Here is a 21,719-nt window from a genome sequence, read left to right as displayed (position 1 = left end):
GCTACTGCCCCAGGAACATCCCCCGGCTGAAGAACACGTAGTCCGCCTCGGCCACCATCAGCCCCACCAGCACCAGCAGGCACAAGGGCGGCACCAGGATGGCGTAAACCAGTGCCAGGCGCTCCCAGGCCATGTGCATGAAGATCGAAACGATCAGCCCCGCCTTCAGCAGCATCAGGATGACGATCATCGACCAGCGGAAGTACCCGGTGAACTGGAAGTAGTCCACCAGGTACGACAGGGTGCTGAGGATGAACAGCAGCCCCCAGATCTTGAGGTACAGGCTGATCGGATGTTGTTGACCTTCTGCGTGTGCCATCTCATCTCTCTCCTGCTCTACCACAGGTAGAAGAACGCGAAGATGAATACCCAGACCAGGTCCACGAAGTGCCAGTAGAGCCCGGCGATTTCGACGATCTGGTAGTTCCCGCGCTTCTCGTAGTCCCCGCGCAGCACCTTGAACGCCACGATGGTGAGATAGATCACCCCAATCGACACGTGCAGCCCGTGGAAGCCGGTGATCATGAAGAAACAGGCTCCGAACTGTGCCGCGCCCATGGGGTTGCCCCAGGGCCGCACGCCTTCGGCGATCAGCTTGCTCCACTCGAAGGCCTGCATGCCGACGAAGGTGGCACCGAAGGCTGCGGTGGCGAGCATCAGCGCGGCGCAGCGCATGCGCTCGCGGCGATAGGCGAAGTTCACCGCCATGGCCATGGTGCCGCTGCTGCTGATGAGCACAAAGGTCATGATGGCGATGAGGATCAGCGGGATGCTCGCGCCGCCAATGGTCAGGGCGAAGACCTCGCTGGGGTTGGGCCAGGTGGCGGTGGTGCTGATGCGCACCGACATGTAGCCGGTGAGGAAGCAGGAGAAGATGAAGGTGTCGCTGAGCAGGAAGATCCACATCATCGCCTTGCCCCACGGCACCTGCTTGAAGGCGTCGCGATCCGAGGACCAGTCCTGCACTATGCTGCGCCAGGGCGATGGATCGGGTGATCTATTTGCTGCCGGGGTCTCCCGTGTCGTGATGGCCATGGCATCACCTCAGCCCGCAGAAGGCCGCGATGGCCTGGTAGGTTTCCGGCGTGCTGGTGAGCACCGCGAAGAGCACCAGCCACAGCCCCAGCAGGTAGTGCCAGTAGAAGGCACAGAGCGCCATGCCGGCCTCTAGCCGTTCACCCGCCCCGAAGCGCAGCAGGCGCCAGGCCACTATCGCCCAGGCCACCAGGCCACCGGCCAGATGCAGGCCATGCAGGCCGGTGAGCAGGTAGAAGAAGCTGTTGGCCGGATTCCCCGACACTTTGAAACCCCAGGCGGCGAACTGCTGCCAGACCCACAGCTGGCCAGCCAGGAAGGCCACGGCGAACACACCGCCGAGCAGGAATGCCAGGGTTGCGTCGCCCGTACGTTCGCGGGCCATCGCCACCTTGGCCCATTGCAGGCAGGCGCTGCCGAGGCCCAGCAAGGCGGTGTTCACCCAGAGCATCCAGGGATGGGCCAGGGGCGCCAGAGGGTCGGTCAGCGGGCGCCAGTCCGACACCTGGGAACGGGCGATGAAGGCCAGCAGGAACAACAGGAACAACGAGGTCACCACGCCGAGGAAAACCCCCAGGCCGATCCTCGCGGTGCGGTAGCTGTCCTGGACCGGCGCTTCCGGCTGCCCGGCCTCGCCCGGGGTCCAGCCGCCCGTCCCGTCGCTGTCGGCATGCTTCCAGAGTTGCGTGCTCATGGCCGTTTCTCCGTGGTCGTCGCCTTGCCGTTGGCTTCGCGCAGGCGCTGCAGTTCCTCTTCCGAAACCGTCTGCGGTACGAAGTCCTGCTCCACACCCGGCACGCTGTAGTCATAGGCCCAGCGGTGCACCACCGGCAGTTTCTCGCCCCAGTTGCCGTGTACCGGCGGCGTATCCGGGGTCTGCCATTCGAGGCTGGTGGCCTTCCACGGGTTGCCACCGGCGGGGCGTCCCTTGAACAGGCTCCAGCCCAGGTTGAAGAGGAACAGCAGCTGCGCCGCACCGACGATCAGCGCCGCCACCGTGATGAAGGCGTTCAGGTCCTGGGCCGATTGCGGGATGAACTGGTAGTCCGGGTAGGCGTAGTAACGCCGCGGCATGCCGAGGAAGCCCAGGTAGTGCATGGGGAAATAGATGGCGTAGGTGCCGAGGAAAGTGATCCAGAAGTGCAGCTTGCCGATCCGGTCGTCGAGCATCCGCCCGGTGATCTTCGGGTACCAGTGGTAGATGGAGCCGAACACCACAAGGATCGGCGCCACCCCCATCACCATGTGGAAGTGCGCCACCACGAAGTAGGTGTCCGAGAGTGGGATGTCGACGATCACGTTACCGAGGAACAGCCCGGTCAGGCCGCCGACCAGGAAGGTGACGATGAAAGCCAGGGCGAAGAGCATCGGCACCGTCAGGTGGATGTCGCCATGCCAGAGGGTCAGGGTCCAGTTGTAGACCTTCAGGGCAGTGGGTACGGCGATCACCAGGGTGGTGGTGGCGAAGAAGAAGCCGAAGTACGGGTTCATGCCGCTGACGTACATGTGGTGGGCCCAGACCACGAAACTGAGCACGCCGATGGCGACGATGGCCCAGACCATCATGCGGTAGCCGAAGATGTTCTTGCGGGCGTGGGTGCTGATCAGGTCCGACACCAGGCCGAAAGCCGGCAAGGCGACGATGTACACCTCCGGATGGCCGAAGAACCAGAAGAGGTGCTGGAACAGGATCGGGCTGCCGCCCTGGTGGTCCAGCGGCTGCCCCATGGAGATCAGCGCCGGCATGAAGAAGCTGGTACCCAGCAGGCGGTCGAAGAGCATCATCACCGCGCTGACGAACAAGGCCGGGAAGGCCAGCAGCGCGAGGATGGTCGCCATGAAGATGCCCCACACCGAAAGCGGCATGCGGAACAGCGTCATGCCGTGGGTGCGCGCCTGCAGCACGGTGGTCACGTAGTTCAGGCCGCCCATGGTGGCGGCGACGATGAACACCGCCAGGGACACCAGCATCAGCACGATGCCCCATTCGGTGCCCGGCGTGCCCTGGGTGATCGCCTGGGGTGGATAGAGGGTCCAGCCCGCACCGGTGGGCCCGCCCGGCGCGAAGAAGCTGGCCAGCAGGATCAGCACCGAGACCAGGTAGAACCAGTAGCTGAGCATGTTGACGTAGGGGAAGACCATGTCACGCGCACCTACCATCAGCGGGATCAGGTAATTGCCGAACCCACCCAGGAAGAGCGCCGTGAGCAGGTAGATCACCATGATCATCCCGTGCATGGTCATCGCCTGGTAGTAGGTGCTGGGGTCCATGAACTCCAGGCTGCCGGGGAAGCCGATCTGCATGCGCATCAGGCCGGACAGCACCAGGGCGATCAGGCCGACGAAGATCGCGGTCAGCGCATACTGGATGGCAATGACCTTGTGGTCCTGGCTCCAGATGTAGCGGGTCAGGAAACTCTTCGGCTCGTGCAGGACATCGGCTTCTGCATGCTCGACATGGGCCATCGGACTACCTCCGTAATGTCGGAGTCCCTCTGGGTTTACGGCGCCTGTTCGTGGTTCGTGGCGTCGGGATTCGCCCTGGACTTGATGAAAGCGATCAGCGCGGCCAGTTCCTGGTCGCTGGGGGTGAAGGCCGGCATCACCGGCGCGAACCCCTGGACAAGCTTGGCGGCGGGAGCCCGCACGGACTCCTCGAGGTAGGCGTCGTCCGCCTCGACCTGGCTGCCATCGGCCAGGGTCACGCGGTGCCCGTACAGGTCTTGCCAGCTGGGGCCCACGCCCTTGCTGCCGTCGAGGCTGTGGCAAGCCAGGCAGCCGAGGGACTGGGCAAGTTGCCGGCCCTGCTCCACGGCATCGCCGCCCGGCCCGGAAGCACCCTGCACGGGCTGCCCGGCAGCGCTCAGCGATTGGATGTAGGCGACCAGGGCGGCCAGCTCATCCTGGGTGAAAGTATAGGGCACCATCACCGGCGGAAAGCCCTGCACAAGCCGGGCGCGGGGGTCAAGGATGGACTCCTTCAGGTAGTCCTCATCCACCTTCACGCTGTTGCCGTCCGCCAGTTTTTCCTCGCGGCCGTAGAGGTCTTTCCAGCCCGGCCCGAGGCTCTCGCTCCCGTCCACGCTGTGACAGGCCGAGCAGCCGTGGGTTTCCGCCAGTTGCCGGCCCTTCTCGGCCAGACCGCCCTGATCCGACTTGCCAGCGCTGGCCAGGGTCTGGGCGAAGGTGGGCTGCGCGGCCAGCCACTGGTCGAAGGCCTGGACCGGCTCGACCCGCATCATCCCGCGCATGTTGAAGTGCCCTACCCCGCAGAACTCGGCACAGAGAATCTCGTACTGCCCGGCCACCGTCGGGGTGAACCAGAAGTGCGTAACCATGCCGGGAACCATATCCATCTTTCCGCGTATCTGCGGGATGTAGAAATTGTGCAGCACGTCCTTCGAGCGCAGCAGCACCTTCACCGGACGGTCCACGGGCAGGCGCACCTCGTTGCTGCGGATCAGTACATCGTCCTGGCCAAGCGGGTCGCCAGGGTCCAGCCCGAGGGGATTACCAGCGTCCACCCACTTCACGTCGGCGCGGCCGAGCTGGCCGTCCTGGCCGGGAAAGCGGAAAGTCCATTGCCATTGCTGGGCGACCACTTCCAACGGGTAGGCGTCCTTGGGAACCTGGACGAAATCGCTGTACACCACCAGCCCCGGTGCCAGCATGCCGATGATGCCGACCGAGGTGACGACGATCAGCCACCACTCCAGTTTGCGGCTCTCCGGTTCGTACCGGGCGCGCCGGCCCTCGCGGTGTCGAAACCGGATGATCGCCACCACCATGAAACCGACGATGGCAACGAAGAACACGCCGCAGATGACCAGGGTGATGAACAGCGTGGTGTCGATGGAGCCCCAGTTGGACGCGGCGGGCGTCAGGTGCCAGGGCGCCAGGAGATGAAAGAGGATGGAAACGACAACGATGAGTCCCAGGATGATTGCAATCGCCATGTTCCCGTCGCCTCGTTCCTGATGACCGTCGACGGTCATCGGCAGTGCATGTGCTCCACGTTCCGGCTTCCGGCCGCGCCGGAAGCTCGGTGCCTTTCCCCCCAAATGGCAAAGTTGGTGGCAAGTATAGTCGCTGGCGTCGATTTGCCTCCCCTTCCGGGCCTATCTCCGTTCTGGCACTGGGTTACACTCCGGCGCTGATAGACGAACGCAATAAGCTCATTTCCTTCATCTATCAATTGACCGTTCATACCTTTTTAAGAAAAGAGGCTTGCTCGTGGAGAACGATCGTTCTACCATCACTCACATGGACAGCAAATCAACTTCCGATGTCAGAGAAAAACTTCTCGAAACAACCGAGGACTTGATCTACAGGAACGGTATCCACGCCACTGGCATGGATCTCCTGGTGAAGACCTCCGGTGTTTCGAGGAAGAGTATCTATAAATACTTCGGAACCAAGGACGAACTCGTAGCAGAGGTATTGAAAAGGCGCGATGAGCGCTGGATGAAATGGTTCAGGACAGAAGTGGAAAAAGCCGAATCACCCGAGGCACGCCTGCTGCATATCTTCAGCGTGCTCAAGGGCTGGTTCGCCTCCACGGGCTTCCGGGGCTGTGCCTTCATCAATACCGCGGGTGAAACGGGTGATCCGACTGATCCCGTCCGCCTGGTTGCCAAGGAGCACAAAGAGAAGTTGCTCGGGTTCGTGAAGGAGATTTGCCAGCAATATGGCGCCGCCGATCCGGATGCCCTGGCCAGGCAGTTTTTAATTCTGATCGACGGTGCCATTACCGTTGCCCATGTGCTTGGTGATTTGAACTCCGCAGATGATGCCTTGCAAGTAGCGCGAACTCTTCTGGGGAAGTAAAAGCTCAACCAGCGGGCGACTTCAATCTTTGAATCAAAACTTTTATTGGAGACATATCATGTCCTCTAACGCTGAAGTTCGTCCGCCACTTCCCCCTTTCACCCGCGAAAGTGCCATCCAGAAGATCCGCCTGGCCGAAGATGGCTGGAACAGCCGTGATCCGGAAAGAGTGTCCCTGGCCTATACGCTGGACACCCGCTGGCGTAACCGCGCCGAATTCGCCAACAGCCGCGAGGAAGCCAAGGCCTTTCTCACCCGCAAATGGGCCAAGGAGCTCGAGTATCGTCTGATCAAGGAGCTCTGGGCCTTCACCGACAACCGCATCGCCGTGCGCTACGCCTACGAATGGCGCGACGACTCGGGCAACTGGTTCCGCTCATACGGCAACGAGAACTGGGAGTTCGACGAGAACGGCCTGATGGCCCACCGCTTCGCCTGCATCAACGACATGCCCATCAAGGAATCCGAGCGCAAGTTCCACTGGCCCCTGGGCCGCCGTCCGGACGATCACCCGGGTCTGTCCGAACTGGGTCTGTGACCTCGGCCGGACAGGACCGTCCGGACTGTTCACCCGGCGCGGCGCCTTTGGGCGCCGCGCTCTTTCACCGCCCTGCTCTCTCCATGCCCGGCCCTTGCGGTCTCTCAGGCAGCGAATTCGCTATGGCGGCGCCTCACCCATTCATCGGCGCATCGGGATTGTTGATCGCGTAGAGGTAACAGTCCGCCATACTGTGGTCGCCCGCGAAGCTGGAGTAGCTGGCCGTGAAAGTCACGGCCAGGCCCAGGTGCTGGTAGACCCATGAATCGGTCACGCCCGGCGGGACTTCGGGCACCAGGTCGCTGTCGTTGACCACCCGGTAGGTGGGTACGTCGAGGCCGTTGTAGTAGGCGGCGAAGTTGGGGTCGGCTACCCGCGGGCTGGCGAAGTTGTAGTGCTGCAAAGGCTGGTGGGGCCACTGGCTATGCAGGTCAAGTACCGCCAGGCTGGACAGCGCGCTGCCCAGGCTATGGCCGCAAACCCAGAGATCGCCACTGGGCTGGAGCCCTTCCACGGCCTGCAGGGCCTGGTCGCGCAGGGATGCGTAGAGCTTGAGGAAGCCGGCGTGGACCTGGCCGACATGCGACTGCCAGGGATAGGTATCCTGCTTGACGTCCAAGTCGTCCACCCAGTCCTGGGCCGATTCGGTGCCACGGAACACCAGGTACACCGCATCGCTGGTGTCCATGGCAGCAAAGCCGAAAGGCTCGGACTCGTTGATGTATTTCAGCTCGCTGAGCGTGCTCCAGATCGGCGCTGAGACGTTCCACCCGCTCAGGCTGGTTGGCAGCTGCCAGCTGAAATCGGAAGCTTTGCGGGGTTTGTCCTGTTGCAGCCATTGGCTGTACTGGTCGTAGGCCGCCTCCACCAGTACGGCACATTGCTGCGCCTGGGACAGGGAAAACGCAGAGGGGAAGTACATCGGAAGACTGGGCATGATGGCCTCCTTGCCTGTGGGAATGGGTACCTACTCTAGACGCTGTTCAGGCGGCGTAAAGCCACGTCCAGGCAACGCCTTTACTCCTGTGTAGCGCTCACTAGAATCGCCTGAATCCAAGAACAGGATTCAGCAATGAAACCGGTATCCACCGCCGACCTGAATGTCTTCCTCAGCATTGCCGCCCACCTCAGTTTCAGCCGTGCGGCTGTCGAGCTCGGGCTTTCCCCCTCGGCCCTGAGCCACGCCCTGCGCGCCCTGGAAGAACGTCTGGGGGTTCGCCTGTTCAACCGCACCACCCGTAGCGTGGCCCTCACCGAAGCCGGCGAGCGTCTCTACTCCCGGATCAGGCCGGCGTTCCGCGACATCGAGGACGCCCTGGAGGACCTCAACCAGTTCCGCGATACACCGTCCGGCACCTTGCGCATCAGCGCCGGCCGCGCCGCCGCACAACTGGTGCTGCTGCCGCTGGCCAGCCGCTTCCTTGAGGCTTACCCGGACGTGATCCTGGAAATCTCCGCCGACGACGCCCTGGTGGACGTGGTGTCCTCCGGCTACGACGCTGGCGTACGCTTCGGCGAACGCCTGGAGGCCGACATGGTGTCCCTGCCCATCGGCCCCTACCTGCGCTCGGTGGTCGTGGCGGCACCGGCCCTCTTCGAGCGCTATCCGCTGCCGCAAAAACCAGAGGACCTGCACGGCCTTCCCTGCATCCGCCACCGTTTCCCCAGCGGCCATTACTACCGCTGGGAATTCGAGCGCGGCGGCGTGCAGCTGGAGATCGAAGTGGACGGCCCGCTGACCCTGGGCGACGTGGGCCTGATGGTGGGGCCGGCATTACAGGGCGTAGGACTGGCCTACGTGTTCGAGGAGATGGTGGCGGAGCACGTCGCTGAGGGCCGGCTGATCCAGGTGCTGGAGGACTGGTGCCCCTACTACCCCGGCCTGCACCTCTACTACCCAAGCCGCCGCCAGGTGCCGGCGGTGCTCAAGGCCTTCATCGATTTCGCCCGTGCCGCCCGGCAGGAGCCATGACCGCCCTTCTCTCCCTATAAGGGGCAAGAACGCCGTCAGGCCACGCACTGCTCAAAGGTTGCCTGCAGCTTCACCGCATCGATGGTCCCGCGTCGGCCGATGAAGATCAGCTGGGTTTGCGGCGTTCGGCCATTCCAGCCCTGTTCCGGCCTGATCTCACAGCGGCTGCCCACCAGATGCAGGATGCAGCGTCTGCCCGCGGCTTCGGCTATCTGGCAGACGCCCTTGGCGCGATAGATACCGGCCGGCAGGTTCGCCAGTGCCTGGCGCAGGGCCTTCAGTGACAGCGGGCGCTCGCTGGAAAAGCTCCAGGTCTCGAAGATCGCCGAGTGATCGGCCCCCTTCACCGATGCCACCAGCGGTGCTGCCGCCGCGGCAGCCGGCCGCAGATTCCGGCCGGACTTGAAGCGACCAGCGCCCAGCACCAGTTCCAGCGGAACCTCACCGTATTCGCACTCCAGCAAGCGTGCATTGGGGTAGAACCAGCGCGCCTTCAGGGCGTCGATCTGGGCGCGGCCGACCCGGTCCACCTTGTTCAGTACGATGATGTCCGCCACATCCAGCTGCTCCATCGCCAGTTGCGCCATCTCCCCTTCCAGCCGCCCGAACTGCTCGGCATCGACCAGAGTGAGGATGCTGTCGATGCTGAGCGCCTCGCGGAATTGCGGATAGCGCAGGGTGTTGGCGATCTTCGCCGGATTCGACACCCCGCTGGCTTCGATCAGGATGTACTCGGGGCGATTGACGCGGTCATCCAGCAGGCGGCCGAGCTGTTCGATCAGGTCGCTCTCCACGGTGCAGCAGATGCAGCCATTGGCCAGGCTCACCGTGGTTCGGGTCTGGCTGACGATCAACTGGCTGTCGATATTGATGGCGCCGAAGTCGTTGACCATCACCGCCATGCGCAGGCCGTGATCGCTGTTGAGGATGCGGTTGAGCAAGGTGGTCTTGCCGGCGCCGAGAAAGCCTGACACCAGGGTCACTGGGATGGGGGCGAGTCTGCTCATGGCTGTGCTTTCCGGTGGCTGATTCAGAAGTTCGGCAGTTCGCCCTGCCAGACAGCGGCGTGCTCGGTGCCGTCGAACTCGCCGTGACGGTCCCAGGTCACCTCGCCTTCCAGCAGGGTCAGCTGCACCTGGGTGTCATGGATGTTGCCCCTGGGCTCCACCTCGAAGAGGTTGCGGTCGAGCACGATGAGGTCGGCGGATTTGCCCACTTCGATGGAGCCGGCCTTGTCCTCGATGCCCATGCACCACGCACCGTTGAGGGTCATCACACGGATGGCCTGCTCCAGGCTGATGGGGTTGCCGTAGAAGCGGCCTTCCTCATCACCAAAGGGGTTCTCGCGGGTGACCATCGCCTCGAAGCCGATCCACGGATTGATGCTGGAAACCGGCCAGTCGGTACCCATCACCGCCACGCCGCCATGCTCCAGCACGCCCTTGAAGTTGTAGGCGCGCTGCATGCGATCCTCGCCGAAAACGGCGCGGGCGTTGGCGAAGGACGACGGGAACCAGCCCACCGGGGAGAATTCGGCAGTGACCTTCAGTTCAGCAAAGCGCGGCAGGTTGCCGTCCAGCAATGTGGTGCTGTGGGCGCACTGGTGACGCACGCCACTGTCACCGTTGCGACGACGGGCCTCGGCCACGGCATCGAGGAACAGATCGGAGGCGCCATCGCCGGTGCAATGGGCGATCACGCGGATACCCCGGCGGTCCATGTCCACCACCATGTCGGTGATGTGTTCGGGAGTCAGGTTGAGGTGGCCGCGCCAACTGGCCTCGCCCGGCCAGGCGCTGGACAGGTAGGAGGAACGGGATTCGTGGGTGCCGTCGAAGTGGAACTTCACCGCGTTGGCGTTAAGGCGGGCGCTGCGGTAGTAGTGCCGCTCGCCGGCCAGCAACTCCCAGCGGCGCTTCACCGGGAAGATGTCGTCCTGCCAGCTGATGGCGGCTTCCACCCGCACCGAAAGTTCGCCGACCTGGTCAATGGATTTCAGCGCGTTCAGACGGTGCTCGCAGACATGCACGTACTTGGTGCCCACCACGCCGTGGCCACTCTGGAACCACACCCCCTCGCGGTAGGCGCGCTTGAGCGCATGTTGCGGGGTCGGCGGCATGGCTGCGTGGATCAGCGCATAGGCACCGTCCACCAGGATGCCGGTGGGCTCGCCGGTGACGCTGTCACGCTCGATGTAGCCGTGGCGCGGGTCCAGCGTATCCGCATCGATGCCAGCCAGTTCCAGCGCGCGGGAGTTGACCATCATGCAGCCCCAGGAGCGGTCGAGGATGGCCACCGGACGATCCGGCAGGACGCTGTCCAGCCAGTGTCGGTCAGGCACCAGTCCGGCCTGCTTGAAGGTGTAGCGCACGAAGTACTGGCCGTAGACCCAGCCATCGCCGGGGTGGGCGGCGGCATAGTCGAGGATGGCCTGCCGGACCTGCTCCGGCGTCGGGTCCTCCACGCCCACTTCCAGGTAGCCCGCGTAGCCAGGAGCCAGCTTCAGGTCCGGGTGCGTGTGCATGTCGTACAGGCCCGGCATGGCGAAGCGCCCTTTCAGGTCCAGCACGCGGGTACGCGGACCGATCAGGCTGTCCATTTCCCCACTGGCACCGACTGCAACGAAGCGCCCTCCGCGAATGGCCACGGCTTCGGCCCAGGGGTTGGCGGCATCCACGGTGTAGATACGGCCGTTAGTCAGCACGAGGTCGGCGGCGCCGGAAGACCCCGGCAGGTTCGACGAACGGAAGTCGGTGTGTTTATCCATGGCAGTGAAGTCCGAATCGGGAATCTTGTTATGGTCTTGGGGCCGAGGTGCCTGGCGACACCCCGGCCGCCGGTCAGCCAACGATCAGGTGGCCCAGCAGCGCCAGGATCGGCAGCGAAACCAGGACCCGCAGCACGTAGATCATCAGCAGGTCACGCAGCTTCAAGCCGATGTCGGCACGAATCAGCAGAATGGCCGCTTCGGTGAAGAAGATGATCTGGTTGACCGCCACGCCCACCATCACGAAGCGGGTGACCTCGCTCTGGATGCTGGCACCAAGGATCGACGGCATGATGCTGTCGACCATGCCGGCCAGCAGCGCGGGGGCTGCCTTCTCGGCTTCTGGCAACTGCAGCAATTCCATGTAGGGCACCAACGGAATCGCCATGTACTTGAACAGCGGAGTGAACTCCACCACGGCAAGGCCCAGGCAGCCGACCAACATCATTGCTGGGTAGACGGAGATGGCGATGTCCATGCTGACGTGAACGCCATGGCGCACCTGGGCGAAGATCGACGGCGCGGTATCGGCACGCTCGATGGCGCGGCGAAGGCCCAGGGCGAACAGGCCTTCGCCTTCGCGACGATCGGTTTTCAGCTGCTTGCCAACGACGGGGTTATAGGCATTCGGCTTGCCACGCAGCGGCGGCAACTTGGGCACGATCAGGGCACAGAGCAGGCCGGTGATGGCCACCGCTATGTACCAGGGCACGAAGACATGCTCCATGCCGATCAGTTTCAGCAGCAGGTAGGAATAGGCAATCGACACAATGGAGAAGTTGGTGGCGATCACACAGGCCTCGCGGCTGGTGTAGAAGCCCTGACGATATTGCTGGGTGGTGAGGATGATGCCCACGCTGGAGGCCGCCAGCCAGGACGCCATGCAGTCCACCGCAGCGCGGCCGGGCAGGCCGAACAGCTTCTCGAAGCCACGGCTGACCAGGCTGCCGACGAACTCCATCAGTCCATAGTCGGTGAGCAGCGGCAGCAGGATGGCCGAGAGGAAATAGATGGCCAATACGACCGGGCCGACGTCATAGAGCATCACGCCGCCGGTGTTGCGGTGCCAGATCCACTCCGGCCCGATCTTCCAATAGGTCATCACCATCAGCACGGCGCCGATGACGCGCACGGTGGTCCAGCCCAGCCCCGGGTTGAACAGCTGGATGAAGCGGTTGGGGTTCTTCTTCAGCGCGCTGAAAGTCACCAGCAGGGTGAGCAGGCTGGGGATGGTGGCAACACCGACCGTGACCGGAACCATCATCGGTTTGACCACGTCGTTGATGTAGTCGATCACGTACGCGATAAGGATGTTGCTCTTGCCGTTGATCTCGAACGGCACCAGGAACAGCATCACGCCGATCAGCGACGGGATCAGGAAACGCAGCAGCTGTGCGGTGCTGTACTGACTTAAGGGACCTCCGGACTGGGGAAGTACCGATCCGGCATCGGGTTGTTCTTGCATGGTCATACCTTCTTGTATTTGTAGTGGATGTCGTACCGGTCGCTGGTGGCCCCGGCTCGCACGGCAGATTCAAGCGTACGGATCGGGCATCAGGCCCTGAAGGTTGCGTCCAGGCGGTCCAGTCGACGCAATTCGGCCTGCCAGACCAGGTCGACGCTTTCCAGGTGGTAGCGTTCGTTGTCGAACTGGCGGGCCGTGAAATCACAATCCTCATGGGACGGAATGCGCAGCGGGCAACCAGTTTTCATGGCCTCCAGTTGAATCTCGCAGGCCTTGTTCAGGTAGAACATCAGAAAGTAGGCCTCAGCCACGCTGCGGCCGACGGTCAGCAGTCCATGGTTGCGCAGGATGGCGGCCTTCTTGTCGCCCAGGGCCGCGACGATGCGCTGGCGCACTTCCAGGTCCAGCGGAATGCCTTCGTAGTCGTAGTACGCAACCCGCTCGTAGAAGGCCATGTTGGTCTGGTTCAGCGGCAACAGCCCTTCTTCCAGGGCAGCCACGGCCATGCCGGCCAAGGTATGCGTATGCATCACACAGACGGCATCGTGGCGGTGCATGTGAATGGCGCTATGGATGGTGAAACCCGCGGGGTTCACTTCGCGGGCGCGGTCGTCGAGCTTGCGGCCGTTGACGTCGATGGCCACCAGGTTGGAGGCGGTGACCTCCTCCGGGCGCAAGCCGTACTGGTTGATCAGGAAAGCAGGCTCATCCGTCGGCAGCCTGACCGAGATATGGGTGAAGACCTGGTCGCTCCAGCCATTGACCTCCAGCAGCCGGTAGGCGGCAGCGAGGTCGGTACGGAGCATCTGTTCATTGCTGCTTGTTGTCATGGAGCATTCCAGCCGGTCAAGTATCGACATCGCTGGGCAGATCGGCGCATCCGTGAGCCTACGCACCGGGGGGATGCGCCTACCCTTTCAATGGTCCCTCGGGGCGGAGATTAGAGCGCTTGCCCAGGTGCGAATATCGATATATCTTGCTGACAATCATTCCAAAATGTAATGAACTCCGATGCGCCGTCAGCTTCCCAGCATGATCTCCCTCAGCTGCTTCGCCGCTTTCGCCCGACACATGAGCGTGACCCGCGCCGCCGAAGAGCTGAACCTCACCCAGAGCGCCGTCAGCCGGCAGATCAAGAATCTGGAAGACATGCTCGGCTGCCCGCTGGTGGAGAAGGTGCGCCAGCGCCTGCTGCTGACCGACCAGGGCCGCGAGTACGTGCAAGAAGTCAGCCTGCTGCTGGACCAACTGGAAGCCGCCACCATGCGCGTACGCAGCAGCCACTCAGGGCGGCTGCGGGTCGGCGCCGAACCCTCATTCACCACCCGCTGGCTGTTACCCAAGCTCAAGGAATATGCGCGGCTCAACCCGGAAATCGAGCTGGAGATCATGAACGACCTGCGCCGCCTCTATGACCGGCACGAAGGTTATGACGTGGGCATTCTGTACGGCGACGGCGACTGGCCGGAGTTCGATGCGCGATTGCTGATGGAGGGCGAGATGGTCGCCGTCTGCACGCCGGACCTGCTGGAGCGCTTCGGGCCCATCGTCGAACGGCGCGACATCCTGCGCTATCCCCTGCTCCACCACAGCTCCCTCACCAGCCTGACCAAGTCCTCCACCCAGCTCTGGCTGCACAGTGCCGGCCTTTCCGCAAAGGAAATAGAGGCCCTGCCCGGCCAGCGCCTGGAACATTTCCAGTTCGTGCTCGACGCCGCCCTGCACGGGCTCGGGGCGACAGTGCTACCGCGCTTCTTCGTCGATCGCGAGGTCAAGGATGGCCACTTGGTGGTCGCCTGCCAGCAGCCGCTGGTGGCGGGAAAGTACTACGTGGTGATACCGAAGCAGAGCCGCGACCCGAAACTCAGGCGCTTTGCCGACTGGCTGCTGCAATGGGCGGAAGGTCCAGGCGGCGAATAGCACCTGATGGGTGATTATTTGAAGGACAGAGGGAGCCGCAGGTTCGCCCCGCGGCCCTCCCCCAACGAGAACGCCGTCAGACCGGATCGCGGCGCAGCGGCTGGCACATGCAATGCACGCCGCCACCACCTTTGGCGATCATGCTGATGTCCGGGTCATAGACCTTGAGGCCCAATGCCAGGCACTTCTCCTTCAGCGTCTTGCTGGTGGAAGGTAACAGCACCCGGCCCTTGCCCAGCGCCACCACATTGCAGCCCAGCTCCATCGCATCCTTGAAGGGGATATCGACGATCTCGATGCCCTTGGCCTTCAGCCAATCAACCAGCTCCGGCTCCACGGCGTCGACGCACACCGCGGCCAGACGCTCGGCCAACATGACGCAGAGGGCGTCCATGTGTACGAAGAAGGGGTCCATGCCGTAGAGCTTCACTTCCCAACCTTCGGCCTCCAGCCAGCCCTTCATCTGCTGCACCGCCGGCTCCTGGGAGCGCTCGCCGGTATAGCCGCAGAGAATCACGCCCGGCTGCAGCATCATGAAGTCGCCGCCTTCGAAAGAACCAGCGGTGACCATGTCGTAGATCGGGATGCCGTTGTCCTTGTAAAACTGGATCACCGGCGCGTACTCGCCACGGCGCCACCACTGGGCCATCTGGGTGACGATAGGACCGAAGGGCGTCATCACACTGGAGTCTCGGGCGAACACCTGATACTTCAGGTTCGGGTCCGTCGGCAGCATGTGCACGTTCACCCCCGCTTCCCGATACGCGTCTAGCATCTCCGCATGCTGGGCACGCGCCACGGCGGCGTCGAAGCCGTAGCCAAGGCGCAGGCTCTTGCGCGAGATGGAGCTGGTTTCCAGCCAGTGGTAGTGATCGACCGGGCCGAGCAGGACGTCACGCAGGACGCCGTACTCGGAATCGGCCCCCCAGTTATCCAGGCGAGGGGTGTCGCCACCGTCGCGGCGGTGTTTCAGGGTGAATGCGCTCATCAGGTTCTCCAGGTCAGGATTGAGCCATGCGCAGCATGGCGTGCAGCAGGACGTTGGCGCCGGCTTCGAGGTCGGCAGGTGCGGCGTTTTCCGCCTCGTTGTGGCTGATGCCCCCTTCGCAGGGGACGAAGATCATGCTGGTGGGGGCGACTCGCGACAGGTAAACCGAATCATGGCCGGCACCGCTGCACATCCGCAGATGCGAATAGCCGAGCGCATCCACTGCGCCTTGCACGGCCGCCACGCAATCGCCATTGAAAGTCACCGCTGGGGAATGCCACTCCTCGCGAATGTCGGCCTGCAACCGATGACGCCTGGCCTCATCGGCAACGATGCGGCGAAAATCAGCGTCCAGCCGCTCCAATACGGCCTCGTCGGGGTGGCGCACGTCCACCGCCAGTAACAGACGCTCAGGCACCGTATTGCGCGAGCCGGGCTCGGCGCGGATGTCGCCAAAGGTCACGCGAGCCCAGGGCCCATGTTCCTCGGCCAGTTGGTAGAGGCGCGGAAGGATGCCGCCAAGCCCCATGAATGGATCGCGACGCACCGTCATCGGCGTGGGCCCGGCATGCACCGGCTGCCCCTCCAGGGTCAGGTCGTACCAACGGATACCTTGCACTCCGGTGACCACGCCCACCTGCAGACCCTCGGCTTCGAGGATCGGCCCCTGCTCGATATGCACTTCAAAGGAGGCCGTCAGAGGGCGAGCCGACGCGGGCTGCTCGCCCAGGTAGCCGATGCGGGCCAACTCGCTGGCGATACTCGCGCCCTGCCTGTCAGTGCGGCCGTGGCCATAGGCAAGGTCGAAGGCACCCGTCCAGACACCCGAGCCGATCATGGCCGGCGAGAAGCGCGCGCCCTCTTCGTTGGTCCACACGGCCACCTCCAGCGGGGTACGCGTGCGAATGCCGGCGTCGTTCAGGGTCTGGATCACCTCCAGTCCCGCCAGCACGCCATAGACGCCGTCGAAGCGGCCGCCAGTCGGCTGGGTATCCAGGTGCGAGCCGGTGAGCACCGGCGGCAGGTCGTCTTCGAGGCCAGCGCGGCGGGCGAAGATGTTGCCCATCTGGTCCACGCTGATCTCGCAACCCGCTTCGCGGCACCAGCCCACGAAAAGGTCGCGACCGGCCTTGTCCAGGTCCGTCAGGGCTTGCCGGTTGCAACCGCCCTGCTCGGTGGCACCGATCCGCGCCATGTCCATGAGGCGGCCCCAGAGGCGCTCGCCGCTGATGCGCAATGAATGGATTTGTGTGTTGGCCATGCAGCTGTCTCCCGGTTGGCCACCGGTGCGTGGCCGGTGGTGACGAAGGGGGACAGCCTAGGTTCGGCCATCGGGCGGAACCATACCCAGATTAGGGTAAGTGCCCGGTCATGCCGCGCCCGGCGTGGCGATGGCGGCAAGGAACAGCGAGAACAGTTCGCCCTGGGAGCTGATGCCGAGCTTGGCATGGATGTTCTTGCGATGGACCCGCACCGTATCCGCACTGATGCTCAGTTCATGCGCCACCGATTTCGACGAGTGCCCCCGCAGGATCAGCCGCGCGACTTCAGCCTCCCGATCGGTCAGGCAATTGCCACCGAAGCGGTTGAAGGCGCGTTCCAACTGCCCGTGCAGGGCCTGCCCCGCACCATCGCCACCGACCGCTTCCGCAGCCCAGTGCCTGCGGGCAGCAGCGGCCACCAGAGGCTCGATGGAGGCCAGTACGGCAATCTCCTCGGGCGCGAAGGCGCCGTGGGAGGCGATTCGTCCCATCGACAGGGCAATACCGCCCGCGCCCTCCAGGCCGATGAGAATGTTCACTTCATCCGCCAGCCCGTGGGAGGAGTAGAAGTTGCGGTAGTACTCGGACTCCTGGAACTGGTCGGGGGCGATATCCGCCAGCCGCACCAACCCCTGACGCCCCCCCTCGACACACGCCAGATGCACCGGGTCCAGCAGGTAGGGGCCGGCCAGATAGCGATGAACTTCCTCGCGCCGCGCAGGCAACACTCGCCCTTCCTCCAGCATGAGCGGGGGCTGGCCCGGGGCATGGGCGACGATGAAGGCCGTGTCGATGGGCACGGCAGCGAAGAGTGCCTGCAACAGGCGCGCAGGAAATTCCGGCTGGCCGATGGCGTCGATCAGGCTGGCTTCCAGTCGTAGCCACTGGGCAAGGTCGAAGACAGTGGAGCTCAAGGCATCGCAACTCGAGTAAGGAAAACACTGCATTCTCCACCAGCAGCGGACTGCAGGTCACGCCTGTCCAGTATCGTGTTGACACGAATGTTAACGCTAACATAGAGTCTTGGCACCCAACTTGACTCAGCTGGTGCCCGATGTCCAACCCGAAACCTCGCGTGGCGCTCTTTCACACCTGCCTGGTGGACCTCTACCGCCCCAGTGTCGGCTTCGCTGCCGTCCGCCTGCTGGAGCAGGCCGGCTGCCAGGTGGAAGTGCCCGCGAACCAGACCTGCTGCGGCCAGCCGGCCTTCAACAGCGGTGCCACGGGACTCGCGCGCGAACTCGCGCAGAAGCTGATCGAGGCGTTCGGCGGCTACGATTACGTGGTGGGGCCCTCCGGCTCCTGCATCAGTCTTCTCAAGCTGCACTACCCCCGCTTGCTCGAGAACGACACGGCCTGGCATTGTCGCGCGCTCGACCTGGCTGGCCGCAGCCATGAGCTGTTGAGCTTCCTCGCCGAAGTCATGAACTTCCGTCCCACCGCACGCCTGCCTGGCATTGCCACCTACCACGACAGCTGCTCGGGCCTGCGTGAACTGGGCATCAAGCACCAGCCACGGCGCCTGTTGGCTGGGGTCGACGAGCTGGTACAGGTGGAAATGGACGAAGCGGAAACCTGCTGCGGCTTCGGCGGCAGCTTTTGCGTGAAGTACCCCGACATCTCCGCCCGCATGGCCAGCCAGAAGGTCGCAAACATCCATACCAGTGGCGCCGGCATCGTGCTCGGCGGCGACCTCGGTTGCCTGCTCAACATGAGCGGCCGCCTGACCCGGCAGGGCAGTCCGGTACGGGTATTCCACACCGCAGAAGTGCTGGCAGGCATGGCCGACGGCCTCGCAATCGGCGAAGGGAGAAACGACTGATGGAACTGCGTTCCGCGCGCTTCAAATCCGCGGCCCGTGTCGCGCTGTTCGACCCTCAACTGCAAGAGGCGATGGCCGACAACCGTCATTTCGCCGCCCACGTTCGCCGCCAAGTAGATGCCACCGGCAGTTTCCAGGCCCTGCGCGACGAGGCACGCGCCATCAAGGATCACACCCTGGCGAACCTCGACCATTACCTGGAGCGCTACGAAGCCGCTGCCGCCCAACGCGGCGTCCAAGTCCACTGGGCTGCCACACCGGAGGAAGCCCAGGCGCAAGTGCTCGCCATCTGTCGGCAGGCCGGAGCGCGCCAGGTCATCAAAGGCAAGACCATGATCGGCGAAGAAATGGGCATCAACGCGGCCCTGGCCCGCGCCGGTATCCAACGCTTTGAAACCGACCTGGGCGAATACATCCTCCAGTTGGCCGACGAGCCTCCCAGCCACATCAACGGCCCGGCGATCCACAAGACACTCAGGCAGGTGCAGGCGTTGTTCCATGAGCATCACCAGGAACTGGGCCGCGGCGAGTATCTGGTCGACCCGGCTGACCTGCTGGCGGAAGCCCGACGACTGCTGCGCCAGCGGTTCATCGACGCGGACGTAGGCATCACCGGCGCCAACTTCCTCGTCGCCGAGGACGGCACGCACGTGCTCGTGACCAACGAAGGCAACGGCGACCTCGCCAGCCTGCTGCCACGGGTGCGCATCGTCCTGGCGAGCATCGAGAAGGTGTTGCCGACGCTGGCCGACGCAGGCACCCATCTGCAATTGCTGGCCCTCAGCGCCACCGGCCAGCCGCTGACCAGCTACACCTCGATCTACGGCGGCGCGGTCGAAGACGGTCCAGAGGAATGCCATGTGGTGTTGCTGGACAATGGCCGCAGCGAGATGCTCGCCGGCGCATTCCGCCCCATGCTGCGCTGCATCCGCTGCGCCGCGTGCATGGACAACTGCCCGGTGTACAACTGGGTCGGCGGACATGCCTATGGCTGGATCTATCCCGGCCCCATGGGATCGGTCTGGACGCCGAACCTCGTCGGCCTCGAAGACACCCGCGACCTGCCCAACGCGTGCACCCTGAATGGCCGCTGCAAAGAAGTCTGCCCGATGCAGATTCCTCTGCCAGACATGCTCCGCGAGCTGCGCCATCAGCAGTGGCAACGGCATCTGACGCCAACCAGCAGTCGCTGGGGACTGCGCCTGTGGGGCGCCCTGGCGCGCCGCCCTGCCCTTTACCGGTTTGCCAGCGCGATGCTCGCGCAGATCCTGCGGAGGGTCGCCGGTAGCCGAGGACGCTTGCGTCGCCTGCCCCTTGCTGGTGCCTGGACGGCCGAACGCGATATGCCGGCGCCACAGGGCGCGACCTTCCAGCAACTCTGGGAAAAACAACAGAAGGGGGATGCACCATGAGCGACTCGCGCGCAGCGATCCTCGACAAGATTCGCCTGGCAGTCGGGCGTCAGCCGGGTGATGCACCGGCACCCAGGCCGTTCTTCAGCGCAATCGCCCTAGCCACTGCCGACGACCTTGAGCAACGCCTGCGCGAACGGTTCGCCGTCACCGGCGTGACCTTGGAATGCCTGCCAGGCATGCAGGCGCTGCCCGACGCCCTCGCCGGCTATCTGGCGCGGCGGCGCCTGGCAGGACCGGTCGCCCTCGCCCCATCCTTGGCCAGCCTGGATTGGCGCGACCTTCCGGTGGACGTCGGCAGCGCCCAGCCGCATCACGCTGTCGCCGTAGGCAAGGCCTTCGCCGGAATCGCCGCAACGGGCAGCCTGGCGATGCTCGCCGATGCCGACAACCCGCCCCGGCTCAACTTCCTGCCGGAGCATCACCTGGTGATGCTGTCACGCAGCAGGCTGCTGGATCGTCTGGAGCGACTCTGGCCCTTGCTGAAGGGGCGCGACACCCAGGCGGTGCAACTAGTGACAGGTCCGTCCAGTACGGCGGATATCGGCGGCCAGTTGCTCTACGGCGCCCATGGGCCGCGCGCGGTGCACGTGTTGTTAACGCCTTAGCGCAGTCGACTCCCGCGCCACCAGTGCGCTGCCCACGTCCACCAGGGCATTTCGTTCGCCTTCGCCGCGAATGCGCTGGCAGAGCAGCTCCACGGTGGCGTTGGCCACGCGCTCGGCGGGAATCCGCACGCTGGTGAGTGACGGCGTGGCCACGCGGGCGATGGGCAGGTCGCCAAAGCCGCAGATGCCGAGTTCGTCCGGTACCCGGATGCCGAGGCGCTGGCAGGTGAAGAGCGCGCCGATCGCCGGCATGTCGTTGGTGAAGAAGGCTCCATCGCAGTCGACTTCGCCACGGGCGAAGCGCTGGATCACGTCCACACCGTCATCGATATGCGGCACGGGCGAGGTGTTGAAGCGCAGGGGTTCGATGCCCAGGCCATCGACCACGGCCTGGCGGAACCCGGCGAAGCGCAGGTTCTCCCGCTCGTCATCGAAGCCGAAGAATGCCGGCTTGCGGTAGCCGCATTCCACCAGGTGGCGACCGGCCGCCGCACCGGCGGACCAGTTGGAGAAGCCGACCACCTGCCCCACGGGCGTGCGCGGCGCATCGCCTTCGGGAAGGTCCCAGAGTTCGATCAATGGAATGTCGGCGGCCTGCAGCAGTTCCAGGGTTTCTGGCGCGTGATAGCCGTAGGCGAGAATCAGGCCGTCCAGCTGGCGGCCGAGGAAGGCGCGCAGCAGCTTGCCTTCTTCTTCCTGGGAGAAGCGGGTTTCACCGATCAACAGGTGATAGCCGGCCCGCGCCAGCCCCTGCTGGAGGATTTCGATGGTGGTGGCGAGGATGGGGTTGGTGATGGTGGTGATCAGCGCGCCAATGATGCCGCTGCGGCGCGTCACCAACTGGCTGGCGGCGAGATTGGGCACGTAGCCCAGTTCACGCACCGCCTGCTCGACCTTCTGCCGGGTCCGCTCGGAAACCATGTCCGGCTTGGACAGCGCCCGCGACACCGTCATGCCGGAAACCCCGGCCAGTTGGGCGACATCGTGCAGGGTGGCGGGTTTGTTCCGGGTCGACATCCTGGCCTCTGGCGCTGTTTGTGGGGAGGGGCATTATCCCTGAACAGTCACGGGTGTGCGCAAATTCACTGTGGGGGCGAATTCAT

At 64.1% G+C, this 21,719-nt stretch carries 21 protein-coding genes; 7 read left to right on the top strand and 14 right to left on the bottom strand.

Going from position 1 to position 21,719, the window contains the following annotated elements:
* Position 1 precedes the first annotated feature (1 nt).
* Genes ACFW0B_RS08605 through ACFW0B_RS08585 form a run of 5 tightly spaced genes read right to left on the bottom strand, consistent with a single transcriptional unit; the run spans position 2 to position 4,991 of the window.
* On the bottom strand, positions 2 to 319 hold the full coding sequence (locus ACFW0B_RS08605) for a cytochrome C oxidase subunit IV family protein (protein ID WP_449147511.1): 318 nt from the start codon (positions 317 to 319) through the stop codon (positions 2 to 4).
* A gap of 17 nt (positions 320 to 336) precedes the next feature.
* Complete coding sequence (locus tag ACFW0B_RS08600; protein WP_449147510.1) at positions 337 to 1,035, bottom strand: heme-copper oxidase subunit III family protein; 699 nt, start codon at positions 1,033 to 1,035, stop codon at positions 337 to 339.
* Between the two features lie 4 nt (positions 1,036 to 1,039).
* Positions 1,040 to 1,729 (bottom strand): cytochrome c oxidase subunit 3, encoded by a 690-nt coding sequence (locus ACFW0B_RS08595; protein ID WP_449147509.1) that lies wholly within the window; start codon positions 1,727 to 1,729, stop codon positions 1,040 to 1,042.
* Positions 1,726 to 3,501 (bottom strand): cytochrome c oxidase subunit I, encoded by a 1,776-nt coding sequence (ctaD, locus tag ACFW0B_RS08590; RefSeq protein WP_449147508.1) that lies wholly within the window; start codon positions 3,499 to 3,501, stop codon positions 1,726 to 1,728. Before ctaD ends, ACFW0B_RS08595 begins: the two co-directional genes overlap by 4 nt.
* Positions 3,502 to 3,536: 35 nt before the next feature.
* The gene (locus ACFW0B_RS08585; RefSeq protein ID WP_449147507.1) at positions 3,537 to 4,991 is read right to left on the bottom strand and encodes a c-type cytochrome; all 1,455 of its coding nucleotides are present in this window, start codon (positions 4,989 to 4,991) and stop codon (positions 3,537 to 3,539) included.
* Between the two features lie 307 nt (positions 4,992 to 5,298).
* Here ACFW0B_RS08585 and ACFW0B_RS08580 point away from each other — a divergent pair, with 307 nt between their 5' ends.
* A complete protein-coding gene (locus ACFW0B_RS08580) occupies positions 5,299 to 5,862 on the top strand; it encodes a TetR/AcrR family transcriptional regulator (protein ID WP_449147559.1) in 564 nt (187 codons plus the stop codon).
* A gap of 58 nt (positions 5,863 to 5,920) precedes the next feature.
* Positions 5,921 to 6,400 carry a nuclear transport factor 2 family protein gene (locus ACFW0B_RS08575; RefSeq protein WP_449147506.1) on the top strand — a complete coding sequence of 160 codons (480 nt, stop codon included), beginning with the start codon at positions 5,921 to 5,923 and terminating at the stop codon, positions 6,398 to 6,400.
* A 133-nt stretch (positions 6,401 to 6,533) separates the two neighbouring features.
* On the opposite strand, the gene ACFW0B_RS08570 is transcribed toward ACFW0B_RS08575, so the two are convergent.
* Positions 6,534 to 7,337 (bottom strand): lipase family protein, encoded by an 804-nt coding sequence (locus tag ACFW0B_RS08570; RefSeq protein ID WP_449147505.1) that lies wholly within the window; start codon positions 7,335 to 7,337, stop codon positions 6,534 to 6,536.
* 135 nt (positions 7,338 to 7,472) lie between these two features.
* Here ACFW0B_RS08570 and ACFW0B_RS08565 point away from each other — a divergent pair, with 135 nt between their 5' ends.
* A complete protein-coding gene (locus tag ACFW0B_RS08565) occupies positions 7,473 to 8,372 on the top strand; it encodes a LysR family transcriptional regulator (protein ID WP_449147504.1) in 900 nt (299 codons plus the stop codon).
* A gap of 35 nt (positions 8,373 to 8,407) precedes the next feature.
* On the opposite strand, the gene ACFW0B_RS08560 is transcribed toward ACFW0B_RS08565, so the two are convergent.
* The 4 genes from ACFW0B_RS08560 to ACFW0B_RS08545 form a co-directional block, all read right to left on the bottom strand.
* Positions 8,408 to 9,379 (bottom strand): CobW family GTP-binding protein, encoded by a 972-nt coding sequence (locus tag ACFW0B_RS08560; RefSeq protein ID WP_449147503.1) that lies wholly within the window; start codon positions 9,377 to 9,379, stop codon positions 8,408 to 8,410.
* Between the two features lie 23 nt (positions 9,380 to 9,402).
* The gene (locus ACFW0B_RS08555) at positions 9,403 to 11,139 is read right to left on the bottom strand and encodes an amidohydrolase (RefSeq protein ID WP_449147502.1); all 1,737 of its coding nucleotides are present in this window, start codon (positions 11,137 to 11,139) and stop codon (positions 9,403 to 9,405) included.
* A gap of 73 nt (positions 11,140 to 11,212) precedes the next feature.
* Complete coding sequence (locus tag ACFW0B_RS08550; protein ID WP_449147501.1) at positions 11,213 to 12,604, bottom strand: YjiH family protein; 1,392 nt, start codon at positions 12,602 to 12,604, stop codon at positions 11,213 to 11,215.
* Positions 12,605 to 12,693: 89 nt separating this feature from the next.
* Positions 12,694 to 13,434, bottom strand: coding sequence for a class II aldolase/adducin family protein (locus tag ACFW0B_RS08545; protein ID WP_449147500.1), 741 nt, complete (start codon positions 13,432 to 13,434; stop codon positions 12,694 to 12,696).
* A 181-nt stretch (positions 13,435 to 13,615) separates the two neighbouring features.
* Between ACFW0B_RS08545 and ACFW0B_RS08540 the strand changes: the two genes are divergently transcribed.
* Entirely contained in the window at positions 13,616 to 14,524 is a 909-nt protein-coding gene (locus ACFW0B_RS08540) for a LysR substrate-binding domain-containing protein (protein ID WP_226284134.1), read from the top strand.
* Positions 14,525 to 14,600: 76 nt separating this feature from the next.
* Here the strand turns inward: ACFW0B_RS08540 and ACFW0B_RS08535 are convergent, their stop codons facing one another.
* The 3 genes from ACFW0B_RS08535 to ACFW0B_RS08525 form a co-directional block, all read right to left on the bottom strand.
* Entirely contained in the window at positions 14,601 to 15,512 is a 912-nt protein-coding gene (locus tag ACFW0B_RS08535) for a dimethylarginine dimethylaminohydrolase family protein (RefSeq protein WP_449147499.1), read from the bottom strand.
* A 13-nt stretch (positions 15,513 to 15,525) separates the two neighbouring features.
* Positions 15,526 to 16,773, bottom strand: coding sequence for a Zn-dependent hydrolase (locus ACFW0B_RS08530; protein ID WP_449147498.1), 1,248 nt, complete (start codon positions 16,771 to 16,773; stop codon positions 15,526 to 15,528).
* A gap of 108 nt (positions 16,774 to 16,881) precedes the next feature.
* Positions 16,882 to 17,688 (bottom strand): helix-turn-helix transcriptional regulator, encoded by an 807-nt coding sequence (locus ACFW0B_RS08525; protein WP_449147497.1) that lies wholly within the window; start codon positions 17,686 to 17,688, stop codon positions 16,882 to 16,884.
* Between the two features lie 140 nt (positions 17,689 to 17,828).
* On the opposite strand from ACFW0B_RS08525, the gene ACFW0B_RS08520 reads away from it, so the two are divergent.
* From ACFW0B_RS08520 to ACFW0B_RS08510, 3 genes are read left to right on the top strand one after another with little or no spacing between them, the layout of a single operon-like run.
* A complete protein-coding gene (locus tag ACFW0B_RS08520; protein WP_449147496.1) occupies positions 17,829 to 18,596 on the top strand; it encodes a (Fe-S)-binding protein in 768 nt (255 codons plus the stop codon).
* On the top strand, positions 18,596 to 20,008 hold the full coding sequence (locus ACFW0B_RS08515) for a lactate utilization protein B (protein ID WP_449147495.1): 1,413 nt from the start codon (positions 18,596 to 18,598) through the stop codon (positions 20,006 to 20,008). The genes ACFW0B_RS08520 and ACFW0B_RS08515 overlap by 1 nt, the downstream gene beginning before the upstream one ends.
* Entirely contained in the window at positions 20,005 to 20,616 is a 612-nt protein-coding gene (locus ACFW0B_RS08510) for a LutC/YkgG family protein (RefSeq protein WP_449147494.1), read from the top strand. Before ACFW0B_RS08515 ends, ACFW0B_RS08510 begins: the two co-directional genes overlap by 4 nt.
* On the opposite strand, the gene ACFW0B_RS08505 is transcribed toward ACFW0B_RS08510, so the two are convergent.
* Positions 20,605 to 21,633 carry a LacI family DNA-binding transcriptional regulator gene (locus tag ACFW0B_RS08505; RefSeq protein ID WP_449147493.1) on the bottom strand — a complete coding sequence of 343 codons (1,029 nt, stop codon included), beginning with the start codon at positions 21,631 to 21,633 and terminating at the stop codon, positions 20,605 to 20,607. The genes ACFW0B_RS08510 and ACFW0B_RS08505 overlap by 12 nt on opposite strands.
* Positions 21,634 to 21,719: the final 86 nt, after the last annotated feature.

The organism is Metapseudomonas phytobenefica (assembly GCF_043392685.1).
Classification (GTDB): domain Bacteria; phylum Pseudomonadota; class Gammaproteobacteria; order Pseudomonadales; family Pseudomonadaceae; genus Metapseudomonas.
Note: the sequence above shows the minus strand (reverse complement) of the source record. Positions and strands in the feature narration are given on the sequence as shown.

Bases quoted from the DNA above. Each gene is read 5' to 3' on its own strand.
- ctaD (WP_449147508.1), bottom strand. From the start codon at position 3,501: ATGGCCCATGTCGAGCATGCAGAAGCCGATGTCCTGCACGAGCCGAAG.
- ACFW0B_RS08540 (WP_226284134.1), top strand. From the start codon at position 13,616: ATGCGCCGTCAGCTTCCCAGCATGATCTCCCTCAGCTGCTTCGCCGCT.
- ACFW0B_RS08535 (WP_449147499.1), bottom strand. From the start codon at position 15,512: ATGAGCGCATTCACCCTGAAACACCGCCGCGACGGTGGCGACACCCCT.
- ACFW0B_RS08595 (WP_449147509.1), bottom strand. From the start codon at position 1,729: ATGAGCACGCAACTCTGGAAGCATGCCGACAGCGACGGGACGGGCGGC.
- ACFW0B_RS08550 (WP_449147501.1), bottom strand. From the start codon at position 12,604: ATGCAAGAACAACCCGATGCCGGATCGGTACTTCCCCAGTCCGGAGGT.
- ACFW0B_RS08565 (WP_449147504.1), top strand. From the start codon at position 7,473: ATGAAACCGGTATCCACCGCCGACCTGAATGTCTTCCTCAGCATTGCC.
- ACFW0B_RS08530 (WP_449147498.1), bottom strand. From the start codon at position 16,773: ATGGCCAACACACAAATCCATTCATTGCGCATCAGCGGCGAGCGCCTC.
- ACFW0B_RS08515 (WP_449147495.1), top strand. From the start codon at position 18,596: ATGGAACTGCGTTCCGCGCGCTTCAAATCCGCGGCCCGTGTCGCGCTG.
- ACFW0B_RS08520 (WP_449147496.1), top strand. From the start codon at position 17,829: ATGTCCAACCCGAAACCTCGCGTGGCGCTCTTTCACACCTGCCTGGTG.
- ACFW0B_RS08580 (WP_449147559.1), top strand. From the start codon at position 5,299: ATGGACAGCAAATCAACTTCCGATGTCAGAGAAAAACTTCTCGAAACA.
- ACFW0B_RS08505 (WP_449147493.1), bottom strand. From the start codon at position 21,633: ATGTCGACCCGGAACAAACCCGCCACCCTGCACGATGTCGCCCAACTG.
- ACFW0B_RS08585 (WP_449147507.1), bottom strand. From the start codon at position 4,991: ATGGCGATTGCAATCATCCTGGGACTCATCGTTGTCGTTTCCATCCTC.
- ACFW0B_RS08570 (WP_449147505.1), bottom strand. From the start codon at position 7,337: ATGCCCAGTCTTCCGATGTACTTCCCCTCTGCGTTTTCCCTGTCCCAG.
- ACFW0B_RS08510 (WP_449147494.1), top strand. From the start codon at position 20,005: ATGAGCGACTCGCGCGCAGCGATCCTCGACAAGATTCGCCTGGCAGTC.
- ACFW0B_RS08560 (WP_449147503.1), bottom strand. From the start codon at position 9,379: ATGAGCAGACTCGCCCCCATCCCAGTGACCCTGGTGTCAGGCTTTCTC.
- ACFW0B_RS08575 (WP_449147506.1), top strand. From the start codon at position 5,921: ATGTCCTCTAACGCTGAAGTTCGTCCGCCACTTCCCCCTTTCACCCGC.
- ACFW0B_RS08555 (WP_449147502.1), bottom strand. From the start codon at position 11,139: ATGGATAAACACACCGACTTCCGTTCGTCGAACCTGCCGGGGTCTTCC.
- ACFW0B_RS08545 (WP_449147500.1), bottom strand. From the start codon at position 13,434: ATGACAACAAGCAGCAATGAACAGATGCTCCGTACCGACCTCGCTGCC.
- ACFW0B_RS08600 (WP_449147510.1), bottom strand. From the start codon at position 1,035: ATGGCCATCACGACACGGGAGACCCCGGCAGCAAATAGATCACCCGAT.
- ACFW0B_RS08605 (WP_449147511.1), bottom strand. From the start codon at position 319: ATGGCACACGCAGAAGGTCAACAACATCCGATCAGCCTGTACCTCAAG.